This is a genomic window from Microbacterium sp. AZCO (assembly GCF_039614715.1).
In the GTDB taxonomy this organism is placed as follows: Bacteria; Actinomycetota; Actinomycetes; order Actinomycetales; family Microbacteriaceae; genus Microbacterium.
The window spans coordinates 2642246-2668529 of sequence record NZ_CP154857.1 but is presented as its reverse complement, the minus strand read 5'-3'; the positions used below and the strand labels follow the sequence as shown (position 1 = coordinate 2668529).

Here is a 26284-nt window from a genome sequence, read left to right as displayed (position 1 = left end):
CGGGGACTCGTCGCGGGGCTCCTAGATCAGGAGCCGGCGCCGCGGCGTGGTCCGGCAGGGGTCACCGAATCAGCGGCACATTCGACAACACATGACAACACGGCCGGCCATCATCATGCCGGCAGCCCCGTTCGCCTCCCAGGCGGACAGTGAGCGTGCGTTGTCAGTCATGCGCCCGATTATTGCGGACTGCGTCGGAATGTGTCAAACCGCACGGATCATAGGACGCCGTCGTGACGAAATGTGACAGATTGCTCAATCCCAGCCAGCGGGGCGGCAACGTGCCCGCGAACCCGCCTGGGAAAGGGATGCGACGCCCCTGTGTTACGGCCGGGGGCCGTTTCGCGGGCGTACCCTGACGGGGTGAGTGACCTGACCTTCGCGCACGAGCCGGACGCCTCGCGGTACGCCCTGTTCCGGGGCGACGACCTCGTGAGCGTGCTCGACTATCGCGACGACGGCCGGAGCGTCGCGATGACCCGCGCGTACACCGTGCCCACCTTCCGCGGCCACGGCTACGCGGGCGAGCTGGTCGATCGTGCGGTGGCCGAGCTCGAGGCGCGCGGCGATCGCTCGGTCATCCCGGTCTGCTGGTACGTCGCCGACTGGTTCGCCGCCAATCCGGCGCGCGCCGGCATCCTCCAGCAGCGCCGCTCGGCTTAGCCCCCGCCGCCCGTCGCGCCCCTACGCTGGGCGGGTGGACATCGAGTCGGTCTTCACCGCCGTCGCTGTCGGCTTCGAGGTGGTCGGCGCCGCGGCGATGGTCATCGGGTTCGTCATCGCCGTCGTGCTCGGCATCCGCTCCCTCCTTCGTCGCGAGGGTGCGCATGCGGCCTACACGGCCCTGCGCACGACACTCGGCGCCGCGATCCTGCTGGGCCTCGAAGTGCTCGTCGCCGCCGACCTCGTGCGCACCATCACATCGAAGCCCTCGCTCGAAGACGCCCTCATCCTCGGGATCATCGTGATCATCCGCACGATCCTCTCGATCTCCATCCAGATCGAGATCGACGGCGTCGCGCCGTGGCGGCGTGCGCTGCTCACGAGCGGCGGTCAGCTCCTCGGTCACGCTGTCGCGAAGGATCGGGATGCCGCGGCCCGCGCCGGGACGCCGGGCGACGATCCCGCCGCCTGACGACTCGGCGCCGTAGCCGCAGCATCCGCGCCCGTCAACCCCGTGACCGGGGTGCGGTGGTCGGCACAGGCTGGGAGCGTCGAGAGGAGCGCACGATGCGTGACGACAGGGATCTGCCGGAGGGCGTCATCGACGCCGACCCCGCCGGAGGCTGGGAGGACGGCGCGAGGGCCGACGGCGAGACGGCCGAGCGGTCCGACGCCGTCATGAGCGACGGCTGGGTCGCCGACATCCCTCGAGCGAGCAACGCCGCGGGCACGAGGCGCGGCGGAACCGATGTCGGTCCGGTCGAGACGGCCGAGGCGACCCAGGGCACCGATCCCGACCTCGCGACAGACGAGCAGAGCGACGAGCAGACCGACGACCAGACGAACGAGACCGAGGAGCGGTGACATGTCGACGACGGGCAACGAGTACGAGCGTCCCGGGGTGAACCACCCCGACCGGAAGGATGCCGGGGGCGCGGCCGACACGCCGCGCGAGGGCGAGCCGGAACGGGACGTCCCCGAGCAGCACGAGGTGGAGAACCCCGAGCAGGCGGCGGGGGTGCCGGGGGCCGGCGCGGCCGAGCCGGGCTACAGCGGCTCGTTCCCCCCGCCGAGCGACGAGCCGACGCACGAAGCGGTCGGCATCGGCGTCATCGACGACGGGACGACGGCACCCGCGACGCCCGGAGGCCGGTCGCAGAGCGGGCAGGACGGCCCGACGTACGGCGACCAGGCCGCGGGCGGACACCAGGGACAGGATGGCGGCCGCGACACGATGACGGCGGGTCAGGCGCAGCGCGAGGGCGGCCTCGGCACCGAGCAGGAGCAGCGGCTGCCCGCGATGTCGCAGAACAACGCGAACGACATCGAGAAGATCTCGGGCATCGTCGTGCAGACGCGCGACGATCTCGCCGCGACGGCCCCCGAGAAGGTTCCCGCCGTGCTGAGGCAGCGGCTCGCGCAGGCCGGGATCAGCCTTCCCGAGCGCGACATCGACGAGCTCGCCAAGCAGATCACCACGGGAGACGCGTGAGTCGGAGGACCGTCATAGAGTGACGCCGTGACGGACTTCCGGATACTCGAGATCGGCGCCCTCGACGAGTGGCGCAGCCACTACGGCGGATTCCGCCCCGAGAGCTCGCGCGACGGTCGGCGCGTCGTCGACCACGAGCTCGAGATGCAGTTCATCGGGCTGACGGCGAACGCGCTCGAACCGGGGGAGGAAGCCGGCTACTGGCACGCGCACGCGCGTATCGAGGAGCTGTACGTCTTCCTCGGCGGGCGGGGGCAGATGGGCCTCGACGATGAGATCGTCGACGTCGCAGCCGGTACCGTCGTGCGCGTGGGCCAGGGCGTGTGGCGCACGTGGCGAGCGTCGCCCGACAGCCCCGACCAGCTGCGGTGGCTGTGCATCCGCGCCGGCGGCTACGAGCTGCCGCACTTCCCCGACGACAGTCAGCGCGACAACGACCGCCCGTCGCCCTGGTGACGGGGAACGGCGCCGTCAGCGGGACGCCGCGAACGCCGTGATGGCCGCGGCCGCGGGCGCGGCATCCCGGATCATCGTCTCGTGACCGTGGTCGGGCACCTCGACGAACGTGCCGTCGGGGAGGAGCCGGGCGACCTCGGCGCACCAGTCCGCCCTCGCCACGAGGTCGAGCTCGCCACGCAGCACGAGCGCCGGCACCGTTACGCGCGGGAGGGTGTCTTCGGGCCGGTGCCGCAGCATGGCGCGGAACTTCGCCCGCAGATTCGGTCCCGCGCGCAGGTACTCGCGCGCGCCGCGCGCCCACACGACGGGCCGTTCGATCGCGATGTCCTGCACCAGCCGTCCGATCAGCAGCGGCGCGCGCCGCTCCCGTGGGTCGACCGTGGGGCCGGCCAGGACGATCCGCCGGACGGTCGATGGATGCCGCGCCGCGACCTCGATCGCGACCTGCGTGCCCATCGAATGGCCGACGAGGGTCACATCGGAGAAGCGGTGGGTCTCGAGGAAGGCCGCCACGACGTCGGCGTTGCGCTCGACGGTCAGCGTGAGAGGCGGCTCCGGCGCCTCGCCGTACCCGGGCAGGTCGATGGCGATGACCCGAGCGTGGCTCGCGAGCTGCCGGATGAGGTCGGCGAAGACGCTCCGGCCCATTCCGATGCCGTGCACGAGCACGAAGGTGCGAGGGCCGCTGCCGTGCTGGTCCGTCACGATCGTCGCTCCGCGCCAGGTGAAGCGCTGCGCGAGGGGGGCCACGGCATCGACGCTACCCGGCCTCGGAGATCCGATTTGTTGCTAATCCCCACGAAAGGGTTGCGCGGCGGGACGCGCTGTGCGTAACATGCCTGTCGAAGCGCTTCCGCGAAGCGCTTCGACTCCCGGAGCCGGGAGCCAGCCGAACGGCGGCAGAGCGAGCCGCCACCCGCACACCGGAGTACGACATGGCGAAGATCAACGAGGTGGCCGAGGCCGCCGGCGTCTCGATCAGCACCGTGTCGTACGCGCTGAGCGGCAAGCGCCCCGTCTCGCTCGAGACGCGCAAGCGCATCGAGAAGGCCGTGCGCGAACTGGGGTACAGCCCCAACGCCGGCGCCCGGATGCTGGCGGGCAGCCGCACCCACATCTTCGCTCTCACTGAGCCGCTGCGTCGCGACTCCCACGCCCCGACGCACATGTCCTTCGTCCTCGCGACGGCGGTCGCCGCTCGGCGCAACGACTACGACATCCTGCTGCTGACGGAGGAGCAGGCGTCGGCGGGCATGGCGCGCGTCGCCTCCAGCGGCCTCGTCGACGCGATCCTCGTCCTCGACGTCGCCCCCGACGACGAGCGGGTGGCGCTCGCCCGCTCGATCGAGACGCCCACGATCTTCGTCGGTGTGCCCGACGACCACGAAGGCCTCGTGTGCGTCGACCTCGACTTCGAGGCGGCCGCGACGCTGGCCGTCGACCGTGTCGTCGACGCGGGGCACCGTTCGATCGGACTCGTCGGGCAGCCGCAGGTCGCGTACGAGAAGTCGAACTTCCCGCCGCGGGTTCGCAAGGCTTTCGAGCGCCGGGCGGCCGAGCGCGGTATCCGGTTCGATTTCCGCGTCTCGGGAGACCGGATGCCGAGCCAGGAGGTCACTCGCGAGGCGACGCGCGGTCTCGTCGAGAACGGCGCGACGGCACTGCTCGTGCACGCCGCCGATGACGTCCACAACGCCGTCATCGCCGAGCTCTCGGAGCTCGGGCTGAGCGTGCCCGGAGACATCTCGCTCGTGTCGGTCGCCGCCTCGTTCGACACCGCGGCGCTTCCGATCCCCGTCGACGTCATCCCGCTCCTGCCCGAGCCCTCTTGCGATCTCGCCGTCGACCTCGCTGTCCGCAGCCTCACGCCGGAGCGCCCCGCGCCCGGTCTGCACCTGATCCCGCCGGTCTACTACGACCGGAAATCCGTCGCGTCGCCGCCCCCGGCGCGCGGCTGATCTCTCCGAGCTCATACCCGCACCCAACTCAACACCCCAACCCGCATGACCGTGGTCGAAGCGCTTCGACGCCTCCCCGCGAACCCCTCCGGACTCCGGAGACCAAGAAAGGAGTGCCGACGATGGCACGAATCACATCAGCACGCAGAAAGACCCTCGCGGTCGCCGGAGCCGTCACGGCTGCCGCGCTCGCGCTCGCCGGCTGCTCGGCCGGTGGCGACTCGGGCGGCACCGACGGCCAGACCCTCAAGCTGTGGCACTACGAGGGTGAGGACAGCGCCATGGCCAAGGCCTGGAACGAGGCCATCACGACCTTCGAGAAGGAGACCGGCGCAAAGGTCGAGTTCGAGCAGAAGTCGTTCGAGCAGATCCAGAAGACGGCGAGCCAGGTGCTCGACTCCGACGCGGCTCCCGACGTGATGGAGTTCAACAAGGGCAACGCGACCGCCGGGTTCCTGGCGAGCACGGGCCTCATCAGCGACCTCGGCGATGCCGTCGACGAGTACGGCTGGGCCGACAAGCTCGCCCCCTCGCTGCAGACGACCGCCAAGTACAGCGACACCGGCGTCATGGGCGGCGACACCTGGTACGGCATCCCGAACTACGGCGAGTTCGTCGGGGTCTACTACAACAAGGATGCCTTCGCGAAGGCGGGCCTCGAGATCCCGACGACCTACGACGAGTTCGTGAAGGTGCTGGACGCGTTCGTCGCACAGGGCATCACGCCCCTCGCCGAGGCCGGCGCGGAGTACCCGCTCGGCCAGCTCTGGTACCAGCTGGCCCTCTCGAAGGCCGACCGGTCGTTCGTCGACGACTACCAGCTCTACAAGAACCCGGTCGACTGGCAGGGCTCCGAGCTCACCTACGCGACCGACACGCTGAAGGACTACGTCGACAAGGGCTACATCGCCAAGGACGTCTCGTCGGTCAAGGCCGAGGACGCCGGCGTCTCGTTCATCAACGGCACCGCGCCGATCTTCGTCTCGGGCTCGTGGTGGTACGGCCGCTTCGTCGAGCAGGCGAAGGACTTCGACTGGACCTTCCAGGCCTTCCCCGACTCCAAGCTCTCGCTGGGCTCGTCGGGCAACCTCTGGGTCGTGCCCGAGAACGCCAAGAACAAGGACCTCGCGTACAAGTTCATCGACATCACGATGCGCCCCGAGATCCAGGCGATCATCGGCAACAACGGCGGCCTCCCCGTCGCCGCGAACGCCGAGGACATCACCGACCCGAAGAGCAAGGAGCTCATCTCCACGTTCCAGGGCATCCTCGACAAGGACGGCCTCTCGTTCTACCCCGACTGGCCCGCGCCCGGCTTCTACGACACCATCGTGCAGCAGCTGCAGGGCCTCGTGACCGGCACGCAGGACGCGAAGACGACGAACGCCAACCTCGGCGACGCCTACGAAGAAGGAACAGCGGACTTCCGCTGACCGAACCCGCGGGGGCGGTCCGACCGGCCGCCCCCGCACCGACGGAGTCGAACATGAGTGTCATGACGCGCGCCGACAGCGGCGCCACGCGCGCCGACCGCGGCGCCTCCCGCGCCGAGCGTGGCGCGCGAACGAAGCTTCCCCCCGAGGAGCCCGCCATTCCGCAGGGCAAGGGCCGCGGAACCGCCGGGTACTGGCTCTACCTGCTGCCCGGATTCGTCCTGCTGCTCGTCATCATCGTCATCCCGCTCATCTTCAACGTGTATCTCACGTTCACGAAGTGGCGCGGGGTGCGCACGCCCGAGTTCATCGGGCTGGACAACTGGCAGAAGATCTTCACCGACGAGCACTTCTGGACCTCGTTCGTCAACTCGATCTGGATGGTCCTCGCGATGGTCGTCGTCCCGACGATCGTCGGGCTCATCGTCGCGGCGCTCCTGTTCGACGTCATCGGACGCAAGTTCGGCGGCAAGGTCGGCAGCTTCCTGCGCGCCACGTACTACCTCCCGCAGATCCTCCCCATCGCCGTCGCCGGCATCGTGATCGGCTGGATCTTCCGGCCGGGTGCGACGGGCGCGATGAACCAGCTGCTCGGGCTCGTCGGCATCCCTCCCGTCGACTGGCTGGGGCAGATGCCGTCGGCCCTGCTCGTGCTCATGGCGGTGCTCGTGTGGGTGCAGATCGGCTACCCGATCGTCGTCTTCATGGCGGCGCTGCAGCGCGTCGACCCCGAGCTGTACGAAGCGGCCGAGCTCGACGGCGCCAACTGGTTCCAGCGGTTCGGAGCGATCACGCTCAGCATCATCCGCCCCGAGGTGTTCGTCGTGACCCTCACGTGCACGATCGCCGCCCTCAAGGTCTTCGGCCCCGTGTACGTCATCACGCAGGGCGGCCCGGCCGGCGCGACCCTCGTGCCCGCGTACTACGCGTACCAGGAGTTCTTCACCCGCCGCGACATCGGCTACGGCGCGACGATCGCGACGGTGCTCACGGTGCTCGTCGTCATCGTGTCGATCATCTTCATCCGCGTGCAGAGCTCGCTGGAGCGCAAGGAAAGGGCGGGTCTGTGATGTCCGCTACCACCGCCATCGTCACTCCGGGCAAGGTCCGTCGCGCTCGCGGCGGCATGACCAAGAAGCGCGCCCTCGACTGGGTGCTGCTCGTCGGCGTCATCCTCGGCGCCCTGATCATCATGGTGCCCTTCTACCTGATCCTCGTGAACGCCTTCAAGTCGCCGATCGACTATGCGACCTCGGGCCCGTTCGCCATTCCCAGCGCCATCGACCTGTCCGGCATCGAGAAGTTCTGGGTGCGCGTCAACTTCCCGCAGAAGGTGTGGAACTCGATCTTCATCTCGGGCGTGGTCGCCGTGCTCGCGGTGCTGATCTCGGTGCTCAACGCCTTCGCGATCGGCATCGGGCGCGTGCGCGGCCGCACGTGGATCGTGCTGCTCTTCCTCCTCGCGAACCTGCTGCCGCAGGAGGCGCTGCTCTACCCGCTGTACTACATGTTCAAGTCGGTGCACCTGTACGACAACGTGTGGTCGGTGATCATCGTCTTCACCGTCGTGCAGGCCGCGTTCGGCACATACCTGCTGTCGTCGGTGTACGGCACGTTCCCGAAGGAGGTGCTGGAGGCGGCATCCCTCGACGGAGCCACCCGCTGGCAGATCCTCTGGCGCGTGGTCTTCCCGATCAGCCGCCCGACCCTGTCGGTGCTGCTCATCTTCTTCTTCATCTGGACGTGGAACGAGTTCCTCATCCCGCTGACGTTCCTCGCCTCGAACGACAACCAGACGGTCCCGGTCGCCATCAGCGTCCTGCAGGGCGACCGCCTGATGGACGTCACGACGACGGCGGGATCGGCCCTCCTCGGCATCATCCCCACGCTCATCTTCTTCCTCATCTTCCAGCGCACACTCACACGCGGCATCACGGCAGGAGCGGTCAAGTAATGAAGTTCACCGACGGGTTCTGGCAGCATCGCCCGGGCGTCACGGCGCTCTACGCGCAGCAGGCCTACGACATCGCCCGGACGGATGCGACGCCCGACGGCGCCGGGGTGGTCGTGACCGCGCCCACCACCGTGATCGGCAAGCGCGGCGACACCCTCAACCGGGCCGTGCTGACCGTCACCCTCTCGTCGCCCCTCGAGGGGGTCGTGCGGGTGCGGGTCGCGCACCACTCGGGCGGCCACTGGCACGGCGGGTTCGACCTGCCGGGTGCCGCCCCGGGCGCGGGCTGCGTCTCGATCTCGGAGGCGGGCGGTGCGCTCACGACGGGCGGGCTCACGGCGCGGGTCGAGGCGGGCGCCCCATGGTCGCTCTCGTTCGAGGTCGACGGGACGCGCGTCACGGGCTCCGGACACAAGGCCGAGGGCTACATCCATCTGGCCGAGGGGGCGGATGTCTCCCACGGCGTCGCCGGCAACGCGCGGTCGGGCCTGGGTGCGCCGGCATCCACCACCTACGTGCACGAGCAGCTCGACCTCGGCGTCGGCGAGCTCATCTACGGCCTCGGCGAGCGGTTCGGCCCGCTCGTCAAGAACGGCCAGACCGTCGACATCTGGAACGCCGACGGCGGCACGTCGAGCGAGCAGGCGTACAAGAACGTGCCGTTCTACCTCTCCAACCGCGGCTACGGGGTGCTCGTCAACGACCCGGGCCACGTCTCGTTCGAGATCGGCTCGGAGGCCGTTGAGCGCGTGCAGTTCTCGGTCGCGGGGGAGGAGCTCGAGTACTTCGTCATCGCGGGTCCGACCCCGAAGGACGTGCTGACGCGCTACACGGCGCTCACCGGGCGGCCGCCGATCGTGCCGGCCTGGTCGTACGGCCTGTGGCTCTCGACGAGCTTCACGACCGACTACGACGAGGCGACCGTCACGTCGTTCATCGACGAGATGGCCGCCCGCGAGCTGCCGGTCTCGGTGTTCCACTTCGACTGCTTCTGGATGCGCGAGTTCAACTGGTGCGACTTCGAGTGGGACCCCCGCACGTTCCCGGATCCCGACGGCATGCTCACCCGCCTCCACGACAAGGACCTCCGCGTCTGCGTGTGGATCAACCCGTACATCGCCCAGCGCTCGCCGCTGTTCGCCGAGGCCGCGGCCCAGGGCTACCTGGTGAAGCGCCCCGACGGCTCAGTGTGGCAGTGGGACCTCTGGCAGGCCGGCATGGGCCTCGTCGACTTCACGAACCCCGACGCGACGGCCTGGTTCCAGGCGCACCTGCGGCGCCTCGTCGATCAGGGCGTGGACTGCTTCAAGACCGACTTCGGTGAGCGCATCCCGCTCGAGGTCGCATACTTCGACGGGTCCGACCCGTCGCGCATGCACAACCTCTACACGCAGCTGTACAACAAGGCAGTGCACGACGTACTCGTCGACGCTCGCGGCGAGGGCGACGCCGTGCTGTTCGCCCGCTCGGCGACGGCGGGCGGCCAGTCGATGCCCGTGCACTGGGGCGGCGACAACACCTCGACGTTCGAGTCGATGGCGGAGACGCTCCGCGGCGGACTCTCGCTCGCGTTCAGCGGCTTCGCGTTCTGGAGCCACGACATCGGCGGCTTCGAGGGCACTCCGGATGCCGGCGTCTACAAGCGCTGGACGGCCTTCGGCCTGCTCGGCTCGCACTCGCGCTTCCACGGCTCCGGCTCGTACCGCGTGCCGTGGGCCTTCGACGAGGAGGCCGTCGAGGTCACCCGCGTCTTCACGCACCTCAAGATGCGGCTCATGCCGTACCTGTTCCAGGCGGGAGTGGATGCCGCGGCCACGGGCATCGCGCTGGCCCGGCCCATGCAGCTCGAGTTCCCCGACGACCCGTCGGTGGCCTACCTCGACCGTCAGTACATGCTCGGACCCTCGATCCTCGTGGCCCCGGTCTTCTCGGCGACGGGCGACGTGGAGTTCTATCTGCCGGCCGGCACGTGGACCTCGCTCCTGAGCGGTGAGGAGATGCAGGGCGGAGCGTGGCGTCGCGAGAACCACGGCTTCACCTCGCTGCCCCTCTATGTGCGCTCCGGCGCCGTGATCCCCTGGGGCGCGCGCACCGATCGCCCCGACTACGACTACCTCGACGGGCTGACGCTCCGCGTGTTCCCGGGCGGTGAGGGCGAGGCATCCGTCACCGTCACGAACCCCGACGGACGATCGCGGGAGTTCTCCGTCGACCTCTCGGAGGTGACGAAGTGACCCTCGTGACGTCTGACAGGACGCAGGGCGACCCCGACTACCGCGACTCGGGCCTCGTCTTCCCGCCGGGCTTCACCTTCGGCTCGGCCACCGCGTCGTACCAGGTGGAGGGCGCATTCGACGAGGACGGCCGAGGCCCCTCCATCTGGGACACCTTCTCCAAGACCCCGGGCAAGGTGTGGAACGGCGACACGGGCGACGTCGCGTGCGACCACTATCACCGAGTGGATGCCGACCTCGACCTCATGCAGGAGCTCGGGCTCGACGCCTACCGGTTCTCGATCGCGTGGCCCCGCATCCAGCCGACCGGTACGGGCGCCGCCAACCAGAAGGGCATCGACTTCTACTCGCGCCTGGTGGACGGCCTGCTCGAGCGGGGCATCAAGCCCGTCGCGACGCTCTACCACTGGGACCTCCCGCAGCCGCTCGAGGACGCCGGCGGCTGGCCGGTGCGCGCGACGGCGGATGCGTTCGAGCGTTACGCCGAGATCATGGGCGCGGCCCTCGGCGACCGCGTCCACACGTGGACGACGCTCAACGAGCCCTGGTGCTCGGCCTATCTCGGCTACGGCCAGGGCGGCCACGCCCCGGGCCGTCACGAGCCGGCGGCCGCGCTCGCCGCCGTGCACCACCTCAACCTCGCGCACGGCCGGGCCCTCTCGGCTCTGCGGGCGACGTCCACCGGCACGCCGCAGTACTCCGTAACGCTCAACTTCCACGTGCTGCGCGGGGTGGGTGACGGCGCGGCTGAGGCGATCCGCCGCATCGACGCGCTCGCGAACCGCGCGTTCACGGGGCCGATGCTGCGCGGCGGGTACCCGGCGGATCTCCTCGAGGACACGGCATCCGTCACCGACTGGTCGTTCGTGCAGGAGGGCGACCTCGCCGCCATCCACCAGCCGATCGACGTGCTGGGGGTCAACTACTACTCGACGGCGACCGTGCAGCTGTGGGACGGCGTCTCGCCGAAGCAGATGAACGACGGCCACAAGGGCGCCGCCGGCGGCACCGCGTGGCCAGGCAGCGACCAGCTCGTCGAGTTCGTGGAGCAGGCCGGGCCATACACCGAGATGGGCTGGAACATCGCACCCGAGGGACTCGAGGAGCTGCTCGTGTCGCTGTCGGAGCAGTTCCCCGAGCAGGCTCTCATGATCACCGAGAACGGCGCCGCGTTCGCCGACGAGGTCGCCGAGGACGGATCGGTACCTGACGCCGACCGCCTCGACTACCTGCGCCGGCACTTCACGGCGGCGCACCGCGCCATGGAGCGCGGCGTCGACCTGCGGGGGTACTTCGTGTGGTCGCTGCTGGACAACTTCGAATGGGGCTACGGCTACGCGAAGCGGTTCGGCATCGTCCGCGTCGACTTCGACACGCTCGAGCGCACGGTGAAGGACTCGGGCCTCTGGTACGCCGACCTGGTGCGGGAGCACACGATCCCGGCCTGAACGGTCGGCCACGACGCGGGGCTGCCGGAAGATCCGGCAGCTCCGCATCGCCGCGACCTCTAGCTCCGCGAGAGCTTCAGAACCGGAATGGTGCGCGCCGTTCGACGCTCATAGTCGCCGAAACCCGGCGCCTGGGCGGTGATGCGGCTCCACGCGACCGCGCGTTCGTCGCGGTCGAGCTCGCTCACGATGACGTCGACTGTGCCGTCGTCGGGAGTCTCGACGACCGTCTTCGGGTGCGCGCGGAGGTTGTGATACCACGCGGGGTTCTGCGGCGATCCGCCCTTCGACGCGACGATCAGCCACCCGCCGTCGTCGGTCGGGAAGCCCATGACTGGACTCACCCGCTGGGCCCCGGTGCGAGCGCCGGTGTGATGCACGAGCACGAGGTGCCGTCCGAACTGCGGCACCTCACCGCCGTTCGCGCGGAACGTGTCGATGATGCTCTGGTTCCAGTCGTCGTGCGCGGACATGCGCCTCCTCGTCGTCGTGGTCATGGCCAGGCTACGTCCGCGGCGGGGTGTGCGGCTCCCCAGGTGCGACGAGCCGATCCCTGCGCCGCGGACGGCCGTCACTCGTGCTCCGGCAGCAGGGGAGTCGACCACCCGGGATCGCGGCCGAGCTGGGTGGCTCGCGCGACGGAGGCGGCGCCGAAGCGGTCGCGGACCGCGTCGAGGACGGTGTCGAGACGCAGGCCGTCGTCCCAGTCGATGGGCAGTTCGGGCTGGATGCTGTCGACGCGGCCGAGCTGCGACAGCGAGATGCCGATGAGGGTGATGCCTCGCTCCGCGATCTCGGGCTGGGCGGCGGCGAGCAGCGCGCGGGCGACGGTGAGGAGGACCGCGGTCCGGTCGGTCGGGAACCGGACGCTGCGGGATCGGGTGGCCTTCGCGTAGTCGCCGAAGCGCAGCCGCAGCACCACGGTGCGGCAGACGCGATCGCCGTCGCGCAGGCGCCGTGCGAGCCGATCCACGATCTGCGTCAGGATGACGTCGAGCTCCTCGGGCGAGCGCGGCCGTGTGCCGAGCGCGCGCTGCGAGCCGATCGACCCCCGTCGCCGCGTCGTGTCGACGGGGCGGGGATCGCGCAGCCGCGCGAGGGCGTGCAGATGCGCGCCGGTCGCCTTGCCGAGGAGACGCTCGGCCGTCGAGGCCTCGAGCTCGGCCAGCTCGCCGACGGTGTGGATGCCGAGCCCGTGCAGCTTCTGGGCGGTGACGGCTCCGACGCCCCAGAGCCGCTCGACCGGCAGAGGCAGCAGGAACTCCTGCTCCCGGTCGGGCGGGACGACGAGCAGCCCGTCCGGCTTGCTGACCGCGCTCGCCACCTTCGCGAGGAACTTGGTGCGCGCCACGCCGACCGAGATCGCGAGCCCCACCTCGCGTCGGACCCGCTCCCGCAGGCCCACGGCGATCTGCTCGGGCGTGCCGGCGATGCGGCGCAGACCGCCCACCTCGAGGAACGCCTCGTCGATCGAGAGGCCCTCGACGAGCGGAGTCGTGTCGCGGAAGATCGCGAACACCTCCTTGCTCGCGGCCGAGTACGCCTCCATCCGCGGCGGCACGACGACGGCATCCGGGCACAGGTCGCGGGCCTGCCGCCCGCCCATCGCGGTGCGCACGCCTCGCGCCTTCGCCTCGTAGCTCGCCGCGAGCACGACGCCACCGCCCACGATGACGGGCCGCCCGCGCAGGGCGGGCGCGTCGCGCTGCTCGACGGACGCGTAGAACGCGTCGAGATCGGCGTGCAGCACGGTCGCCTCACCCCGCATCCCGCTCTCCCGCCTCTCGTCCGTCGACGGATCGTCGCATCGACCTGCGACATCGGCGGGGGGGCCTCAGATGCCGGCGGGGGCCGCTGTGGGAAATAAGGCATCCGCCCGATGAGAGCGCGGTGCCTTAGCGACGAGTCTCACTCGGGTCAGATCACCTGAGGAGACACACCATGTACGCCAGCGAGGACATGTTCCCCCACCTCCGCCAGGCCGCCGAGGAGCGGCTGCTGCGCGACCTCGAGCTGCGCCGTCGGGCCCGCGAGGACGTCGCGCAGGCCACCTCCACCCGGGAGCGCGGTCTGCGGGCCCGCATCCACGGATTCCGCCGCTTCGCGCACCTCGCGCCGAGGTCCGTCTCGCACGTGTGATGGTCGCGCTCGCGGCGCCGCCCGAGGTTGCGATCGAACCTCGGGCGGCCGTCCCCGATGTCGGAGGTCGGTGGGACGATGAACACATGCGCGCCACCGTCAGCCCTTCGCTGGTCGGCCGAGAGGACGACCTCGAGGGGCTGCGCGACGCCTACGCCGACAGCATCGCGGGCTCCACGCGGGCGGTGCTCGTCGGCGGCGAGGCGGGGATCGGCAAGACGCGCCTCGTGGGCGAATTCGTGCGGTCGCTTCCGGCGGAGGCGATCGTGCTGCGCGGGCAGTCCGTCGACTTCGACCGCGACGCCCCTCCGTACGCCCCGATCCTCTCCGCCCTCCGGTCCCTCGCGCAGGAGGTGGGCGAAGAGGCGCTCTTCGACGCCTCCGGCCCGGCGCGCGACGCGCTGGCCCTGCTCCTGCCCGAGCTGAGTCGCACCGTGCCGACGGGAGAATCGCCCGTCCGCGGTGGCGCCGACCGGCTCTACGACGCGGTCGCCGAGGTGCTCGAGAACGTCGCCGCCCTGCGCCCCGTCGTCCTCGTGATCGAAGACCTGCACTGGGTCGATCCGCAGACGCTCGGGATGCTGCGCTTCCTCATCCGGGTCATCGAGGACGCCCGCCTGCTGATCGTGCTGACCTTCCGCAGCGACGAGCTGAAGCGCGGCAGCGGTCTGCGTGCGCTCCTGCCCGAGTTCGACCGCAATCGCCGCGTCGTGCGACTCGAGCTCACCCGGCTCGACCGGCGGCAGGTGCGCGAGCTCGCGACGGCGATCCTCCAGCACGAGCCCGACGAAGACGAGCTCGCGCAGGTGTACGAGCGCACCGAGGGCGTGCCCTTCTTCGTGGAGGAGCTGGTCTGCTGCAGCGGCACCCTTACCATCGACGGCTTCCCCGACACGCTCCGCGACATCCTGCTGGCCCGCTACGACCAGCTCGCCGATTCGTCGCAGCGCATGCTCCGGCTCCTCGCCGCCGGCGGTGTGCGCGTCGAGCACGAGCTGCTGGTCGCCGTGTGCGACGACACACCCGAAGACATCGACCTCGCCGCCAGCGAGGCGATCGCGGCCAACGTCCTCGTCGTCGACGGCACGGCCTACGCGTTCCGGCACGCGCTCGTGCGGGAGGCGATCCACGATCAGCTGCTGCCCGGCGAGCGCGTCCGCTTCCACACGCGGTACGCGCAGGCCCTCATGGCGCAGTCCGGCGAGGCGACGGCGATCTCGTATCACTGGATGGCCGCCCACAACACGCGTGAGGCCTTCATCGCGTCGATCTCCGCCTATCAGGAGGCGCGGGCCTCGTTCGCGTTCGCCACCGCCGCGACGATGGGCGAGCGGGCGATCGAACTGTGGGACCAGGTGCCCGACGCGAGCGAGCTCGCCGAGCGCACGAAGGTCGAGCTGCTCGGCGAGACCTCCTACGTCCTGCGCAACGCGGGGGAGAGCGAGCGCGCGATCGCGCTGATCGACGAGGCGATCTCGCTGTGCGACCCGTCCGACGCGCCCGAATACGCGCTCCTGCTGCGCAACAAGGCGTCCTACCTCGCCAACATCGGGCTGACGGGCTCGATCGATCTGCTGCGCCAGGCGCTCACGGGGCTCGAGGGGCAGCCCCGCAGCGTCCTGCGTGCCAACGTGCTCGGCGAGCTCGCGGCGCGCCTCATGCTGATCGCCCGCTTCGACGAAGCCATCGCCATGGCCGACGGCGCCTTCGCCGAGGCGACGGCGGTCGACAACCGGCCGCGGATGTCGGTGGCCACCAACATCCGGGGCTTCTGCCGACTTGCCGGAGGCGACATCGACGCCGGGCTCGCCGACCTCGCTCTCGCCGGCGAGCTCGCTGTCGGCAACGATTCGGCACGCCTGCGCTACTGGGTCAATCAGTCGGATGCCCTCAACCTGCTCGGTCGCTATGAGGAGGCGGTCCGCACCGCCGAGGAGGGCGCCGAGCGTGCGAGGCTGCGCGGAGTCGAGCGCACGTCGGGAGCGATCCTCCTGTCGAACGTCATCAGCCCGCTCTTCGCCCTCGGCCAGACCGAGCGCGCGAACGAGATGCTCGATCGCGCCCTCGAGCTCGACGCCCCCATCGGCTTCAGTGCGCCGCTGCGCCGCCTCAAGGTGCAGGCCGCGCTGTGGTCGGGCGATCGGCCGCTCGCCGAGCGACTTCTCCGCGGATGGCACGCGTCGCTGCGGCAGCAGGGCAAGCCCGATGTGCAGGCCGCTCTCGGTCTCGCCCTCATCAGCGGCGAGCTCGCGCTCGCGCGAGGCGAGACGCGTGAAGCGTGGAACGAGGTGAGGGTGCTCGTCGACCCCGAGCGCCGGCCCTTCCCCGCCTACGACCTTCCCCTCATCGCCGTCGCGGCACGCGTGCTGGCTGCCGCGCGCGCCACGGGCATGACGCTGTCGGCAGCCGACGACGCTCCGCGCTCGGCCGACGACCTCGAGCGCGACCTGCGCGCCGTGCTCGCGGTGGCGAGCGTGTGGCCGACGGCATCCGCGTATTCCGCCATCGTCGACGCCGAGCTGTCCGGCCCGCGCGGCACCGGCACCGATCCCGCGCTGTGGCAGGCCGCCGTCGACGCGACCCGCGACCGCGTCGCTCCCGCCCGGCTCGCGCCGTACGCGGCCTTCCGGCTCGCCGAGGCCTTCGCCAATGCGGGAGACCGCGCGGGCGCGCGGGCGGCCGCCCAGACGGCGCGCGAGTGGGCGGAGCAGATCGGCATGGGCCTCATCGTCGACAGCGTCACCGAGCTCGAGCGCCGCGTCGGCGCGGTCGGCGGCGAGCACCGCGACGCGCCGGGGGATGCGGCATCCCTCGACGCGCTTCTCACCGAGCGCGAGCGACAGGTGCTCGACCTCGTCGCGCGCGGACTCAGCAACGGCCAGATCGCCGAGCAGCTCTTCATCAGCACCAAGACGGCGAGCGTCCACGTGTCGAACATCCTCCGCAAGACGGGTGCGACGACGCGCACGGAGGCCGCCTACCTGTCGACGAATGCGCGCTGATACCTAGACGGGCACTGAGCCGCAAGATAGGGCGGATGCCGGATGTGAGGGCACCACCTCAGAGACGAGCGTGGGGGTCAGTCGAACAACCGCCTGAGGAGGCTCGTCATGGCCACCATTCTGCTCATCGTCATCGGCGTCGTCGTGCTGATCGCGTCGATCGCCACGCTCGTCGAGGTCGCGCGCGACGGCTACCGCCAGGTGCCCACGCGGCCCGACCGCCACCGTCTCAGCTGACGCGGTCCTCGGCCGGCACGCGCGTGCCTGCCGGACAGGGGCATGATCGAGGGATGCTGCGCGATCTGTCCCACCCCATCCGGGACGGCATGATGGTGTACCCCGGCGACCCGGCCGTGCGCATCGGTCCCGCTCTCACGCTGGACGCCGACGGCGCCGCGGTGGCGCGACTCGAGCTGGGTTCTGACACCGGTACGCACGTCGACGCGCCCGCGCACATCGTGCCCGGTGGCCGGACCATGGCGCAGGTGACGGTCGACGAGCTCGTCGGCGAGGCGCTCGTCCTCCGCGTCCCCGGGCTGGCGGATGGACAGCGATACGGATGGGATGCTGCGACCGCCGGGGGAGGCATCCCGGATCGCATTCCCCCCATCGTCATCGTCGACACCGGCTGGGCCCGCTGGTTCGGGTCCGACCGTGCGCTGCGGCATCCCCGTCCCGATCCGTCGTTCATCCGGGAACTCATGGCGCGGGGCATGCGGGTGCTGGCCGTCGACACGCTCAGCCCCGATCACGCGGACGGCGACGTCCCGGTGCACGAGGCCGTGCTGGGCGCCGACGGGCTCATCGTCGAGAACGTGTGCGGACTCGAGGGCCTGCCGAGGCGGGTGCGCGTCGGCTTCTTCCCGCTCGCGCTCGAGGGGGACGGCGCCCCGGTGCGCGGCGTCGCGTTCCTCGAGTAGGCATTACGCCTCTCGACTGCGCCCGTCCACCCCTTTGCTCCGGCAGCCGAAACGGGACACAGTGAACTGTGGGATTCACAGAGGAGCTCGGCGCCTGGGTGGCGCAGCAACGATGGTATGCCGGCAAGAGCCACGCACCGCGATTCCGGATCCTCGACGAGCAACCCGGGTCCGGGGCGACGCGCTACCTGGTGATGGACGACGCCGGCACCCTGCCCGTGCTGTACCACGTGCCTCTCGCGCGCGTCGCGGAGCCGTTCGACCCGCAGGCCGTGGTCGCCCGCGATGACGCCGGCCTCCTCGTCGACGCGGCCCGGCACACGGGGTTCGCGGTCGGGATGCTCGCCGAGATGGGCGTCGACGTCAGCCGGGTGACCGGTTCGCGCGTGCTGACGGGGGAGCAGTCGAACACCTCGATCGTGTTCGATGAGGACGGCCGCCCGTCGATCATCCTGAAGCTCTTCCGCACGCTCCACCACGGCGAGAATCCCGACGTCACGGTCCAGCGCGTCCTGAGCGCCGCCGGGACGCCGTATGTGCCGCGCTTCCTCGGCAGCGTCGACGCCCGCTGGCCGGATATCGGGCGCGACTCGGGAGTCGCGCACGGCACGCTCGGCTTCGCCCAGGAGTTCCTCCCCGGGGTGCGCGACGGCTGGGCCGTCGCCCTCGAGGCCGCGGGCGAGGGACGCGACTTCACCTCCGCCGCGCGGGATCTCGGCACGGCCGTCGCGGGAGTGCACGGCGCGCTCGGCTCCGCACTGGAGACGATGGATGCCGGACCCGGCGAGGTGTCGTCGACGGGCACCGCCTGGCAGCGCCGGCTCGCGATCGCCGCGTCCGAGGTGCCCGCGGTCGCCGAGCGCCTCGACGCCATCGACGCCGTCTACCGGGCGGCGCTGCAGCGACGGTGGCCCCGCCTGCAGCGCATCCACGGCGACCTGCACCTGGGTCAGGTGCTCGCGGTGCCCGGCGCCGGCTGGCGGATCGTGGACTTCGAGGGTGAGCCGCTGCGGCCGATGACCGAGCGTGCGATCCCCGACCTGCCTCCCCGAGACGTCGCCGGGATGCTGCGCTCGTTCGACTACGCGGGCGCGCTCGCGGGCGGTCCCGACGGCAGCGGCTGGGCGGCGGCGTGTCAGGACGCGTTCGTCGAGGCGTACACGGGCGCCCCCGGATCGGTCGAGCTCGACCCGGTCCTGCTGCGCGCGCTCGTGCTCGACAAAGCGGTCTACGAGTCCATCTACGAGGCGCGGAACCGCCCGCACTGGCTGTCGGTGCCGCTCGCGGGCATCGACGCCGCCCTCGCCTGACTTTCGATCAGGCCTACTCGGCGACCGGCTCCTCGGCCTGCAGGAGGAGGAACATCGCGCCGTAGGCCGGCAGCGAGACCGAGAAGGACTGCAGGTCGTCGACGCGCCCGATGTCGTCGCCGGACGCCGCATCCATCACGATGCTCCCGGGCACGAGCTGCTCCGACCGCACGGTCCCCTCGGTCGGCTCGGGTGCGAAGTTCAGCACGGTCACCTGCATCGGCGCCTCGGCCTGCGCGTCGCCGTCGTCGAGGCGGTGAACGAGCACCAGCATCCCGGCGTGGGCCACCTCCGGGATGTCCAACTGAGACGCCGTCGCGATGCCGTACTCGCGCCGGAGCCGGAGGATGTCGGAGAGCCGCGACGCGAACGAGTCCGGATCGTCGAGCTGATCGGGAAGCGTTCCGTAGAGCGACCGTCCGCGCGGCATGCCCGCCGCGGAGCGGGTCGCCTTCGGGTCGGCGTTGAGCAGATCGTGCGCTCCGCGCTCGATCCACCGGGTGTCGCCGGCCCGGATGAGATCCGCGACCTCGTCGCCCGGGATGGTGAGCATGCCGGTCAGATCCCAGCCCGACAGGGCGAACACCCCCGGCTGCCAGGCGTTGTAGGCGGAGAGCAGGAGGTGGGCATCGCGGATGGCGGGCACGTCCTCGTCCGTGATGTCGTCGAGCCGCGCGATGCCGCGCGTCGCCGCGATGAGGGAGGTCGTCGTGCAGGCGATGCCGTTCTGGGTGAAGACGCGGTTGTAATCCGCCGTTCCGGTGAGACTCTCCGTGAGATCGGCGCGGATCTCCTCGGCGAGCTGGCTCCCCGAGACCTCGCGGCCGCGGAACGGGAAGGTGTCGTCGCCGTGCCGGGTCGCCCAGTGCACGAGCTCGTAGGTCAGCTCGTCGTGGTTCTGCAGCCCGTGCACGAGCTGCACGGGCTGAACGCCGAGCAGCAGGGACTGGTTGAGGGCGAGCCGGAGGAACTCGGTCTGGGCGGTCGCGAGGGCGTGGTGGTAGCCCGGGCGTCCGATGAAGTCGTACGAGAGGTCGGCGCCGACGGCGCCCGTGTCGCGGATGTCCTCGATCGTGAGGTTGAGCTCCTGGAAGGTGAAGCCTCCGACCTTGCGCACCATGCCCGCGATGATGTGGTTCGCCGCGTGCGAGAGGGGGTGGCCCTCCGACCAGGCGGGAAGTCCCTCGGCGCTCTTCTCCACGCCGAGGAAGCCGTTCGCATCGAGGCGAAGCGCGCTCGTGCCGAGGTCGCCGAGGGAGTGCAGCGCGTCGCCGATCACGAGCCGCATTCCGGCGAAGGTCGGGTCGAGCCAGTTGATCGAGGGCTGGCCCTGCTTGAAGTAATGCAGGTAGACCCACCGCCGGGTGACGCCGTCGGGTCCGATGACGGGGGCCGTCGCGCTCCAGTTCGTCTCCTTCACGCCCGGCGTGTAGAAGATGACCCGCTGCAGGGCGCCGATGATGTACCCGCGGTCCGCGAGCTCGTGCTCGGTCGCCGCGTCGAGATTGACGCTGTCGACGCCGTCCGGGACGTCCGGGAGCAGCATCCAGTCCTCCGGCGGGATCTCGATCATGTGGTAGATCCCGGGGTAGTCCTTGAACCCCATCTCGGCCAGCCGGAAATCGGCGCCCTTGCCGGTGTGGCCCGGCACGATGTCGTCGATGACGCTTCCGCCGTGCGTGTCCGCGACGTCGCAGAGGGCGCGGAACTCGTCCTCCGTGCCGAAGGCGGGGTCGATCTGCGTGCTGATGCGGTCGAAGTGCCCGTCGACGCTGGGAGTGTCGAGCCATCCCGCGATGCCGCCGGCTCGCTTCACGGGACCCGTGTGGATCGCACTGATGCCGATGCGCTCGAATGCCGACCAGAGCTCCTCGTCGCCGAGCGCCGCGAGGAACGACTGCCCGGGCCGCGTGATGAGGGAGATGGGGTAGGCGGTGAACCATGCGTCGCTCGTCGCGATCGCGCGGCGGGAGTCCGGGCGGGCGTAGGCGTGGCGCCACATCGAGGGCTGGCCCGCGAGCGGACGGGCGAGGATGTCGGCGTCCTTGAGCATCGACTGCCGCACAAGCCACTCGACGTACGACGGGTTGGTGCCGTTCGCCGTGCGCGGGTCGGTGCGGATGCGCCGAAGGCTGCTTCCGCGCAGATTGTCGCGCGGCCGCAGCCGGCGTGGCCTCGCGGGGTACCGCTGCTCGTCGTAGCTGATCTCGGGGATCTCGAGGTCGCCCTCCTCGCCCTCGAGCTCGCGTACGCCGGCGAGGTCGATCGGGCCGGTGTAGAGCTCCTCCGGAAGCTGCTCATCACGCGCCATGGCTCCACGCTAGAGAGCGCAGGGTCCCGCCGCGAGGGACTGGTGCATACCTGTCGGAACGATTATGGGGTTGGCTACGGTTGCCGTGTGCCCACGACGGATCCCCTTCCCGACCATCCCGCGCCCGACAACCCCGGCGGCAAGCTCGTCCTCCTGCGCCACGGCGAGACGGAGTGGTCGAAGCGGGGGCGGCACACGGGGCTCACCGACATCCCGCTCACGGCACGCGGCGAGGACCTCGCCCGCGGCGCCGGCAAGCTCGTCACGGGCTACGACTTCTCGCTCGTCCTGACCTCGCCGCTGCAGCGGGCGCGCCGCACCGCCGAGCTCGCGGGGCTGAGCGCGGAGGTGGATCCGCTCCTCGTCGAGTGGGACTACGGCGGGTACGAAGGCCGCACGACCCGCGAGATCCGCGCGGAGCTCGGCTACGACTGGAGCGCCTTCACCCATGGCGTCATCCGGGGCGAGACGCCGGGGGAGACCGTGGAGGAGGTCGCCGCGCGGGCGTCCCGCGTGCTCACGCGGGTGCTTCCCGCGATGGCCCGGGGCGACGTGGCGCTCGTCGCGCACGGCCACTTCCTCCGCATCCTGACCGCCGTCTTCCTGCGGCTCGCGCCGCGCTTCGGCGCGCAGATCACGCTCGACGCGGGATCGGTGTCGGTGCTCAGCTTCTACCGGGAGCAGCCCGCGATCCTCTCCTGGAACTACGGCCCCGAGCTGCCGCTCGTGCCGTCGGAGTCGTGATGGCGCGAGCCGCACGGGATCGCGGCATCCCGAGCGCGTCCGTCGCCGAGCGGAGCGACTGGCGGGCCATGCTCTCCAGGTCGACCCTCGTCACCCTCGTGGTCGTGTGGGCGGCGACGATCTTCTTCCTGACCGTCGGACACGAGTACGTGGTCCATCCTCCGAATGCGGCCGTGGCGGTGGGATGCTTCGTCGTGATCCTCGGGGTCATCATGGTCGCCGCCTTCGGGGTCGTCGGCCACGCGGAGCAGCTCGCGGAGAAGGTCGGCGAGCCCTTCGGCACGCTGATCCTCACCCTGACGGTGGTCGTCATCGAGGTCGTCCTGATCGCATCGGTCATGCTCGGACCGGGCGGCTCGGCGACGATCGGGCGGGACTCGCTGTTCGCCGTGATGATGATCATCATCAACGGCGTGCTGGGTCTCACGATCCTCCTCGGCGCGCTGAAGTTCGGGCCGCAGCGGTACAACATGGAGGGCGCGTCGATCTACATCGCGATGATCGCGGCGCTCTCGCTCGTGACGCTCGTGCTGCCGAGCTTCCTCAGCTCCACGAGCGACGGCAGCCTCGTGCCGCTGCAGTCGATCGGCATCGCCGTGCTCTCGGCTGCGCTGTACGGCTTCTTCCTCTTCATGCAGACGGGGGCCGACCGCGGCCTGTTCCTCCAGCCGGTCCCCGACCGGGCGCCCGACGCGCCTGCCGTCGTGCATGCGAAGCCGACGCCCAGCGCGCTGATCGTGCGATCGGCCCTCCTGGTCGCGACGGTGCTCCCGATCGTCCTGCTCGCGCACGATCTCGGCATCCTCGTCGATGCGGGCATCGAGCGCACGGGAGCGCCCGCCGCTCTCGGCGGCGTGATCATCGCGGTCATCGTGTTCACGCCCGAGGCGATCACGGCCGTGCGCGCGGCGCTCGCCGACGAGAATCAGCGCGCTCTCAACCTCGGTCTCGGCGCGTTCGTGTCGACGGTGGGCCTCACCATTCCGGCGATCCTCGTGATCGGGCTGATCACCGGCCAGCCGGTCATCCTCGGCGAGTCGCCGAGCAACATGGTGCTCATCTGCATCACGCTCGTCATGACCGTCATCACGTACTTCGCGCCGCGCACCACGGCCGTCCACGGCGCCGTGCACCTGCTGCTGTTCGGCGTGTACGGGATCCTGATCTTCGCGCCCTGACGCCCGGGCCTCGGGCGGCGAGGACGCGAGGTTCACGTCGTCAGCGGCAGGGGACGCTCACGACCCCGTCTGACGAAGGTCGGGGGAGGGGTGGATGCCGCTCCCGATCGCGTCGACCGCGACCTCATCGAGCATCTGCGAGACGATCCGGTCGATCGTGAGGTCATGGCCGGTGGCGCCGACGACGGCAGGCCCCGCCTTGGCCGCGGGTACCGTGTGCCCGCCGCCGATGACCGTGACGAGCGACACCGAGGGGCGTCCGTCAGCGCGATAGTCCGTGCGAGTCGTGCGCGTCCGCCGGCTCGCTGCGGGAAGCGTCTCGATCGTCGGTGTGGCCCGGATGCCGTTGCGCGACGCGAAGTAGTCAGCCGTCGCTTCGGCGGAGAGCGCCGCGCCGTCGATCTTGAAGAGCTTGCGGGCCCACCACCGCATCCGCCCGCCGCTGTAAGGGACGATGGGGTCGGCGGTGCCCGCCACGATCGTGACCGGAACGGGTCGCTGCTGCGGCGCCGTCGAGAAGCCCGCGGTGAAGCCCCTCTCGTCCGGCATCGTCGCGGCGACGACGACCGCGCCCGCCACGAGGTCCGGCGTCTCGTGCAGCAGTCGCAGCGCCATCTGGCCGCCGTTGGAGTAGCCGACGACGACCACGCGCCGAGGATCGATGCCGTGGGTCGCCGTGAGCCGCGCGACGACGGCGCGCGCGAACCCCACGTCGTCGACCTCCTCGAGGCGAGCGGGGAAGGAGCTCTCGCGACGGGCGTCGTTCCAGTTGCCCCGGTAGCCGTCGAGATACGCGACGACCGCTCGGCCCTCGGCGGCGAGCCCGTCGAGCGCCCCGCCAGTGAACTCGCGATGGATCGCGCCCGTCTGCCGTGAGCCGTGGAACACCATGATCAGGGCACGCGGCTCGGTCGATGGCTCGCCGACGACCGTGTACGTCCGCGCCCGATTCCCGACGTCGATGGACTCATTCATGAGAACTCCTTCCGCCGCTGTTTCCTTCGCGGCGAATTCGACGCTAAACTTTCACACGGTGTCAAGGTCAAGTCAGCCTCTTCGGATCGGGGAGCTCAGCAGGCGCAGCGGAGTGAGCGCGCGATCGCTGAGGTACTACGAGGAGCGCGGGCTGATCGGCTCGACGAGGGCGGCCAACGGGTACCGTCAGTACGACGAGTCGGTCGTGGAGCGGGCGAGCGCCATCCATCTGCTGTTCGAGATGGGCTTCCCGCGCGAGACCGTCGCCTCGGTGCTGACCTGCATCGGCGACGTGCCGGACGCGACGCATCGCGCCGTGGAGGAGCAGCTCGAGCGGGTCCGCGACGACCTCGCCGCTCAGATGGACAAGCTCGCCGAGACGCATCGACTGGTGACCTCGTTCCTCGACGACCGCGCGTCGCTGAGGATGGCGAGCTGACATGCCGGCGCCCGGTGCCTTCCCACCCCAGACGTCCGCACCGCATTCGACGGCGCGGCATCCCGGTCGCACAGGCGGCCACAGAAGAAGAGGAAAGACACGATGGCCACTGGCACCGTGAAATGGTTCAACTCGGAGAAGGGCTACGGCTTCATCGCACCCGATGACGGCTCGGCCGATCTCTTCGCACACTTCAGCGCGATCACCGGAAGCGGCTTCAAGGAGCTGCGCGAGGACCAGAAGGTCGAATTCGACGCCGAGCGCGGCCCCAAGGGCATGCAGGCGGCGAACATCCGCCCGCTCTGACGCGAGTACCGACAGCGCCCGTCCCGGCTTCGGCCGGGGCGGGCGCTGCCGTTCACCTGGGCATCACCCCGGAATCAGGCCGTATTCCCTTCGGCTCATGGACGCCGACGTAGCCTGAGGACAGCGATGGGCAACCGCCTCTGGCTCTCAGCGGCCATACGGTCCTCATCGGAACTGGTGAATCATCTCCTCCACCGCCCTCGAGCCCCGGCTCGGTCCCGTCCGTCAGACCTACGCAGGCACGACCGAGTTCCCTCCCATGGCCCGCGCGTTCACGGAGGTCTCGCAGGTCGTCCGCGAAAGCGGTCTGCTGCGGCGGACTCCGTGGTTCTACGGCGTCGTCGGACTGGCGGTCGCCCTCGGCTTCGGCGGGGCGATCACCGGCTTCGTGCTGCTCGGCCACAGCTGGTTCCAGCTGCTCATCGCGGCCGCGCTCGGCATCCTGTTCACGCAGGTGGCCTTCCTCGGGCACGAGGCCGCCCACCGCCAGATCCTCGCGTCCGGGCCGGCGAACGACCGGCTGGCACGCGTACTCGCCAACGGAGTCGTCGGCATGAGCTACTCGTGGTGGAGCTCGAAGCACACGCGCCATCACGCGAATCCCAATCGCGTCGGCAAGGATCCCGACATCGAGGTCGACACCATTTCGTTCCTGGATGCCGATGCCGCCCAGGCTCGCGGCATCCGTCGCCTGATCACCCGGCACCAGGGGTGGCTGTTCTTCCCGCTCCTGACGCTGGAAGGACTCAACCTGCACTTCCAGGCACTCCGGCACCTCGTCGGGCGAGAGCCCGTGAAGGGTCGCTGGCTCGAGCTCGCGCTCGTCGCCGCGCGATTCGCCGTGATCTGGACGCCCGTGTTCCTCTTCCTGCCGCTGGGCATGGCGTTCGCGTTCCTCGGCGTGCAGCTGGCGGTCTTCGGGGTCTACATGGGCGCGTCGTTCGCGCCGAACCACAAGGGCATGGCCGTGATCTCGAAGGACGCCAAGCTCGACTTCTTCAGCAAGCAGGTGCGCACCTCTCGCAACGTCAGCGGGGGCTGGTGGGCGACGTGGCTCATGGGCGGTCTCAACTACCAGATCGAGCACCACCTTTTCCCGAACATGCCGCGCCCGCACCTCGCCCGCGCGCGCGAGATCGTGATGGACCAGTGCCGCGCGCTCGGCGTGCCCTACACCGAGACCACCCTGTGGCGCTCGTACGGCATCGTCATCGCCTACCTCAACCGCGTGGGGCTCGCCGCCCGCGACCCGTTCGACTGCCCGGTCGTCGGCGCCTACCGTCGCGCCTGACCGTTCCGGCGAGGCGAAGACGCGGCCC

General features: G+C 70.4%; 26 protein-coding genes. 21 read left to right on the top strand and 5 right to left on the bottom strand.

Annotation, left to right across the window (positions count from 1 at the left end; translation table 11 throughout):
• The first annotated feature begins 363 nt into the window (after positions 1 to 363).
• From AAIB33_RS12320 to AAIB33_RS12300, 5 genes are all read left to right on the top strand, one after another.
• Positions 364 to 663 carry a GNAT family N-acetyltransferase gene (locus AAIB33_RS12320; RefSeq protein WP_345800248.1) on the top strand — a complete coding sequence of 100 codons (300 nt, stop codon included), beginning with the start codon at positions 364 to 366 and terminating at the stop codon, positions 661 to 663.
• 34 nt (positions 664 to 697) lie between these two features.
• Positions 698 to 1135, top strand: coding sequence for a DUF1622 domain-containing protein (locus AAIB33_RS12315; protein WP_345800247.1), 438 nt, complete (start codon positions 698 to 700; stop codon positions 1133 to 1135).
• A 95-nt stretch (positions 1136 to 1230) separates the two neighbouring features.
• Positions 1231 to 1527: a hypothetical protein gene (locus AAIB33_RS12310; protein WP_345800246.1), complete on the top strand. Its 297-nt coding sequence runs from the start codon at positions 1231 to 1233 to the stop codon at positions 1525 to 1527.
• A 1-nt stretch (position 1528) separates the two neighbouring features.
• A complete protein-coding gene (locus tag AAIB33_RS12305) occupies positions 1529 to 2155 on the top strand; it encodes a hypothetical protein (protein WP_345800245.1) in 627 nt (208 codons plus the stop codon).
• A gap of 27 nt (positions 2156 to 2182) precedes the next feature.
• The gene (locus AAIB33_RS12300; RefSeq protein WP_345800244.1) at positions 2183 to 2611 is read left to right on the top strand and encodes a cupin domain-containing protein; all 429 of its coding nucleotides are present in this window, start codon (positions 2183 to 2185) and stop codon (positions 2609 to 2611) included.
• A 15-nt stretch (positions 2612 to 2626) separates the two neighbouring features.
• On the opposite strand, the gene AAIB33_RS12295 is transcribed toward AAIB33_RS12300, so the two are convergent.
• On the bottom strand, positions 2627 to 3364 hold the full coding sequence (locus AAIB33_RS12295) for an alpha/beta hydrolase (protein ID WP_345800243.1): 738 nt from the start codon (positions 3362 to 3364) through the stop codon (positions 2627 to 2629).
• Positions 3365 to 3549: 185 nt separating this feature from the next.
• On the opposite strand from AAIB33_RS12295, the gene AAIB33_RS12290 reads away from it, so the two are divergent.
• The 6 genes from AAIB33_RS12290 (at position 3550) to AAIB33_RS12265 (ending at position 11641) form a co-directional block, all read left to right on the top strand.
• Positions 3550 to 4572, top strand: a complete 1023-nt coding sequence (locus AAIB33_RS12290) for a LacI family DNA-binding transcriptional regulator (protein WP_345800242.1) — start codon at positions 3550 to 3552, stop codon at positions 4570 to 4572.
• Between the two features lie 122 nt (positions 4573 to 4694).
• Entirely contained in the window at positions 4695 to 6005 is a 1311-nt protein-coding gene (locus tag AAIB33_RS12285; RefSeq protein WP_345800241.1) for an extracellular solute-binding protein, read from the top strand.
• Positions 6006 to 6067: 62 nt separating this feature from the next.
• Complete coding sequence (locus AAIB33_RS12280; RefSeq protein WP_345800240.1) at positions 6068 to 7075, top strand: sugar ABC transporter permease; 1008 nt, start codon at positions 6068 to 6070, stop codon at positions 7073 to 7075.
• Positions 7075 to 7959, top strand: a complete 885-nt coding sequence (locus AAIB33_RS12275; RefSeq protein WP_345800239.1) for a carbohydrate ABC transporter permease — start codon at positions 7075 to 7077, stop codon at positions 7957 to 7959. The genes AAIB33_RS12280 and AAIB33_RS12275 overlap by 1 nt, the downstream gene beginning before the upstream one ends.
• On the top strand, positions 7959 to 10193 hold the full coding sequence (gene yicI / locus AAIB33_RS12270; RefSeq protein WP_345800238.1) for an alpha-xylosidase: 2235 nt from the start codon (positions 7959 to 7961) through the stop codon (positions 10191 to 10193). The genes AAIB33_RS12275 and yicI overlap by 1 nt, the downstream gene beginning before the upstream one ends.
• Before the next feature lie 5 nt (positions 10194 to 10198).
• A complete protein-coding gene (locus tag AAIB33_RS12265) occupies positions 10199 to 11641 on the top strand; it encodes a family 1 glycosylhydrolase (protein WP_345800237.1) in 1443 nt (480 codons plus the stop codon).
• A gap of 59 nt (positions 11642 to 11700) precedes the next feature.
• Here the strand turns inward: AAIB33_RS12265 and AAIB33_RS12260 are convergent, their stop codons facing one another.
• Both AAIB33_RS12260 and dinB read right to left on the bottom strand, forming a co-directional pair.
• Positions 11701 to 12114 carry a nitroreductase/quinone reductase family protein gene (locus AAIB33_RS12260; protein ID WP_345800236.1) on the bottom strand — a complete coding sequence of 138 codons (414 nt, stop codon included), beginning with the start codon at positions 12112 to 12114 and terminating at the stop codon, positions 11701 to 11703.
• 98 nt (positions 12115 to 12212) lie between these two features.
• Complete coding sequence (gene dinB / locus AAIB33_RS12255; RefSeq protein WP_345800235.1) at positions 12213 to 13409, bottom strand: DNA polymerase IV; 1197 nt, start codon at positions 13407 to 13409, stop codon at positions 12213 to 12215.
• 173 nt (positions 13410 to 13582) lie between these two features.
• On the opposite strand from dinB, the gene AAIB33_RS12250 reads away from it, so the two are divergent.
• The 5 genes from AAIB33_RS12250 to AAIB33_RS12230 all read left to right on the top strand — a co-directional run bounded on the left by AAIB33_RS12250 (position 13583) and on the right by AAIB33_RS12230 (position 19012).
• The gene (locus AAIB33_RS12250; protein WP_345800234.1) at positions 13583 to 13780 is read left to right on the top strand and encodes a hypothetical protein; all 198 of its coding nucleotides are present in this window, start codon (positions 13583 to 13585) and stop codon (positions 13778 to 13780) included.
• An 86-nt stretch (positions 13781 to 13866) separates the two neighbouring features.
• The gene (locus AAIB33_RS12245) at positions 13867 to 16782 is read left to right on the top strand and encodes an AAA family ATPase (protein ID WP_345800233.1); all 2916 of its coding nucleotides are present in this window, start codon (positions 13867 to 13869) and stop codon (positions 16780 to 16782) included.
• Positions 16783 to 16890: 108 nt separating this feature from the next.
• Positions 16891 to 17019, top strand: coding sequence for a hypothetical protein (locus AAIB33_RS12240; RefSeq protein WP_345800232.1), 129 nt, complete (start codon positions 16891 to 16893; stop codon positions 17017 to 17019).
• A gap of 53 nt (positions 17020 to 17072) precedes the next feature.
• Positions 17073 to 17702: a cyclase family protein gene (locus AAIB33_RS12235; protein ID WP_345800231.1), complete on the top strand. Its 630-nt coding sequence runs from the start codon at positions 17073 to 17075 to the stop codon at positions 17700 to 17702.
• A gap of 68 nt (positions 17703 to 17770) precedes the next feature.
• A complete protein-coding gene (locus AAIB33_RS12230) occupies positions 17771 to 19012 on the top strand; it encodes a phosphotransferase (RefSeq protein ID WP_345800230.1) in 1242 nt (413 codons plus the stop codon).
• Between the two features lie 13 nt (positions 19013 to 19025).
• On the opposite strand, the gene treS is transcribed toward AAIB33_RS12230, so the two are convergent.
• The gene (gene treS, locus AAIB33_RS12225) at positions 19026 to 21323 is read right to left on the bottom strand and encodes a maltose alpha-D-glucosyltransferase (RefSeq protein WP_345800229.1); all 2298 of its coding nucleotides are present in this window, start codon (positions 21321 to 21323) and stop codon (positions 19026 to 19028) included.
• 87 nt (positions 21324 to 21410) lie between these two features.
• On the opposite strand from treS, the gene AAIB33_RS12220 reads away from it, so the two are divergent.
• Both AAIB33_RS12220 and AAIB33_RS12215 read left to right on the top strand, forming a co-directional pair.
• Complete coding sequence (locus AAIB33_RS12220; RefSeq protein WP_345800228.1) at positions 21411 to 22067, top strand: histidine phosphatase family protein; 657 nt, start codon at positions 21411 to 21413, stop codon at positions 22065 to 22067.
• The gene (locus AAIB33_RS12215; RefSeq protein WP_345800227.1) at positions 22067 to 23245 is read left to right on the top strand and encodes a calcium:proton antiporter; all 1179 of its coding nucleotides are present in this window, start codon (positions 22067 to 22069) and stop codon (positions 23243 to 23245) included. The genes AAIB33_RS12220 and AAIB33_RS12215 overlap by 1 nt, the downstream gene beginning before the upstream one ends.
• A 57-nt stretch (positions 23246 to 23302) precedes the next feature.
• Here the strand turns inward: AAIB33_RS12215 and AAIB33_RS12210 are convergent, their stop codons facing one another.
• Positions 23303 to 24220: an alpha/beta fold hydrolase gene (locus AAIB33_RS12210; protein WP_345800226.1), complete on the bottom strand. Its 918-nt coding sequence runs from the start codon at positions 24218 to 24220 to the stop codon at positions 23303 to 23305.
• On the opposite strand from AAIB33_RS12210, the gene AAIB33_RS12205 reads away from it, so the two are divergent.
• From AAIB33_RS12205 to AAIB33_RS12195, 3 genes are all read left to right on the top strand, one after another.
• Positions 24135 to 24659, top strand: coding sequence for a MerR family transcriptional regulator (locus tag AAIB33_RS12205; RefSeq protein WP_345800225.1), 525 nt, complete (start codon positions 24135 to 24137; stop codon positions 24657 to 24659). The genes AAIB33_RS12210 and AAIB33_RS12205 overlap by 86 nt on opposite strands.
• Positions 24660 to 24761: 102 nt before the next feature.
• Positions 24762 to 24965: a cold-shock protein gene (locus AAIB33_RS12200; RefSeq protein WP_345800224.1), complete on the top strand. Its 204-nt coding sequence runs from the start codon at positions 24762 to 24764 to the stop codon at positions 24963 to 24965.
• A 181-nt stretch (positions 24966 to 25146) separates the two neighbouring features.
• Entirely contained in the window at positions 25147 to 26256 is a 1110-nt protein-coding gene (locus tag AAIB33_RS12195; RefSeq protein WP_345803432.1) for an acyl-CoA desaturase, read from the top strand.
• The last annotated feature ends 28 nt before the right edge of the window (positions 26257 to 26284 follow it).

Bases quoted from the DNA above. Each gene is read 5' to 3' on its own strand.
- AAIB33_RS12310 (WP_345800246.1), top strand. From the start codon at position 1,231: ATGCGTGACGACAGGGATCTGCCGGAGGGCGTCATCGACGCCGACCCC.
- AAIB33_RS12305 (WP_345800245.1), top strand. From the start codon at position 1,529: ATGTCGACGACGGGCAACGAGTACGAGCGTCCCGGGGTGAACCACCCC.
- AAIB33_RS12290 (WP_345800242.1), top strand. From the start codon at position 3,550: ATGGCGAAGATCAACGAGGTGGCCGAGGCCGCCGGCGTCTCGATCAGC.
- AAIB33_RS12285 (WP_345800241.1), top strand. From the start codon at position 4,695: ATGGCACGAATCACATCAGCACGCAGAAAGACCCTCGCGGTCGCCGGA.
- AAIB33_RS12280 (WP_345800240.1), top strand. From the start codon at position 6,068: ATGACGCGCGCCGACAGCGGCGCCACGCGCGCCGACCGCGGCGCCTCC.
- AAIB33_RS12275 (WP_345800239.1), top strand. From the start codon at position 7,075: ATGTCCGCTACCACCGCCATCGTCACTCCGGGCAAGGTCCGTCGCGCT.
- yicI (WP_345800238.1), top strand. From the start codon at position 7,959: ATGAAGTTCACCGACGGGTTCTGGCAGCATCGCCCGGGCGTCACGGCG.
- AAIB33_RS12260 (WP_345800236.1), bottom strand. From the start codon at position 12,114: ATGTCCGCGCACGACGACTGGAACCAGAGCATCATCGACACGTTCCGC.
- dinB (WP_345800235.1), bottom strand. From the start codon at position 13,409: ATGCGGGGTGAGGCGACCGTGCTGCACGCCGATCTCGACGCGTTCTAC.
- AAIB33_RS12250 (WP_345800234.1), top strand. From the start codon at position 13,583: ATGTACGCCAGCGAGGACATGTTCCCCCACCTCCGCCAGGCCGCCGAG.
- AAIB33_RS12245 (WP_345800233.1), top strand. From the start codon at position 13,867: ATGCGCGCCACCGTCAGCCCTTCGCTGGTCGGCCGAGAGGACGACCTC.
- AAIB33_RS12240 (WP_345800232.1), top strand. From the start codon at position 16,891: ATGGCCACCATTCTGCTCATCGTCATCGGCGTCGTCGTGCTGATCGCG.
- AAIB33_RS12235 (WP_345800231.1), top strand. From the start codon at position 17,073: ATGCTGCGCGATCTGTCCCACCCCATCCGGGACGGCATGATGGTGTAC.
- treS (WP_345800229.1), bottom strand. From the start codon at position 21,323: ATGGCGCGTGATGAGCAGCTTCCGGAGGAGCTCTACACCGGCCCGATC.
- AAIB33_RS12215 (WP_345800227.1), top strand. From the start codon at position 22,067: ATGGCGCGAGCCGCACGGGATCGCGGCATCCCGAGCGCGTCCGTCGCC.
- AAIB33_RS12205 (WP_345800225.1), top strand. From the start codon at position 24,135: ATGATCAGGGCACGCGGCTCGGTCGATGGCTCGCCGACGACCGTGTAC.
- AAIB33_RS12210 (WP_345800226.1), bottom strand. From the start codon at position 24,220: ATGAATGAGTCCATCGACGTCGGGAATCGGGCGCGGACGTACACGGTC.
- AAIB33_RS12200 (WP_345800224.1), top strand. From the start codon at position 24,762: ATGGCCACTGGCACCGTGAAATGGTTCAACTCGGAGAAGGGCTACGGC.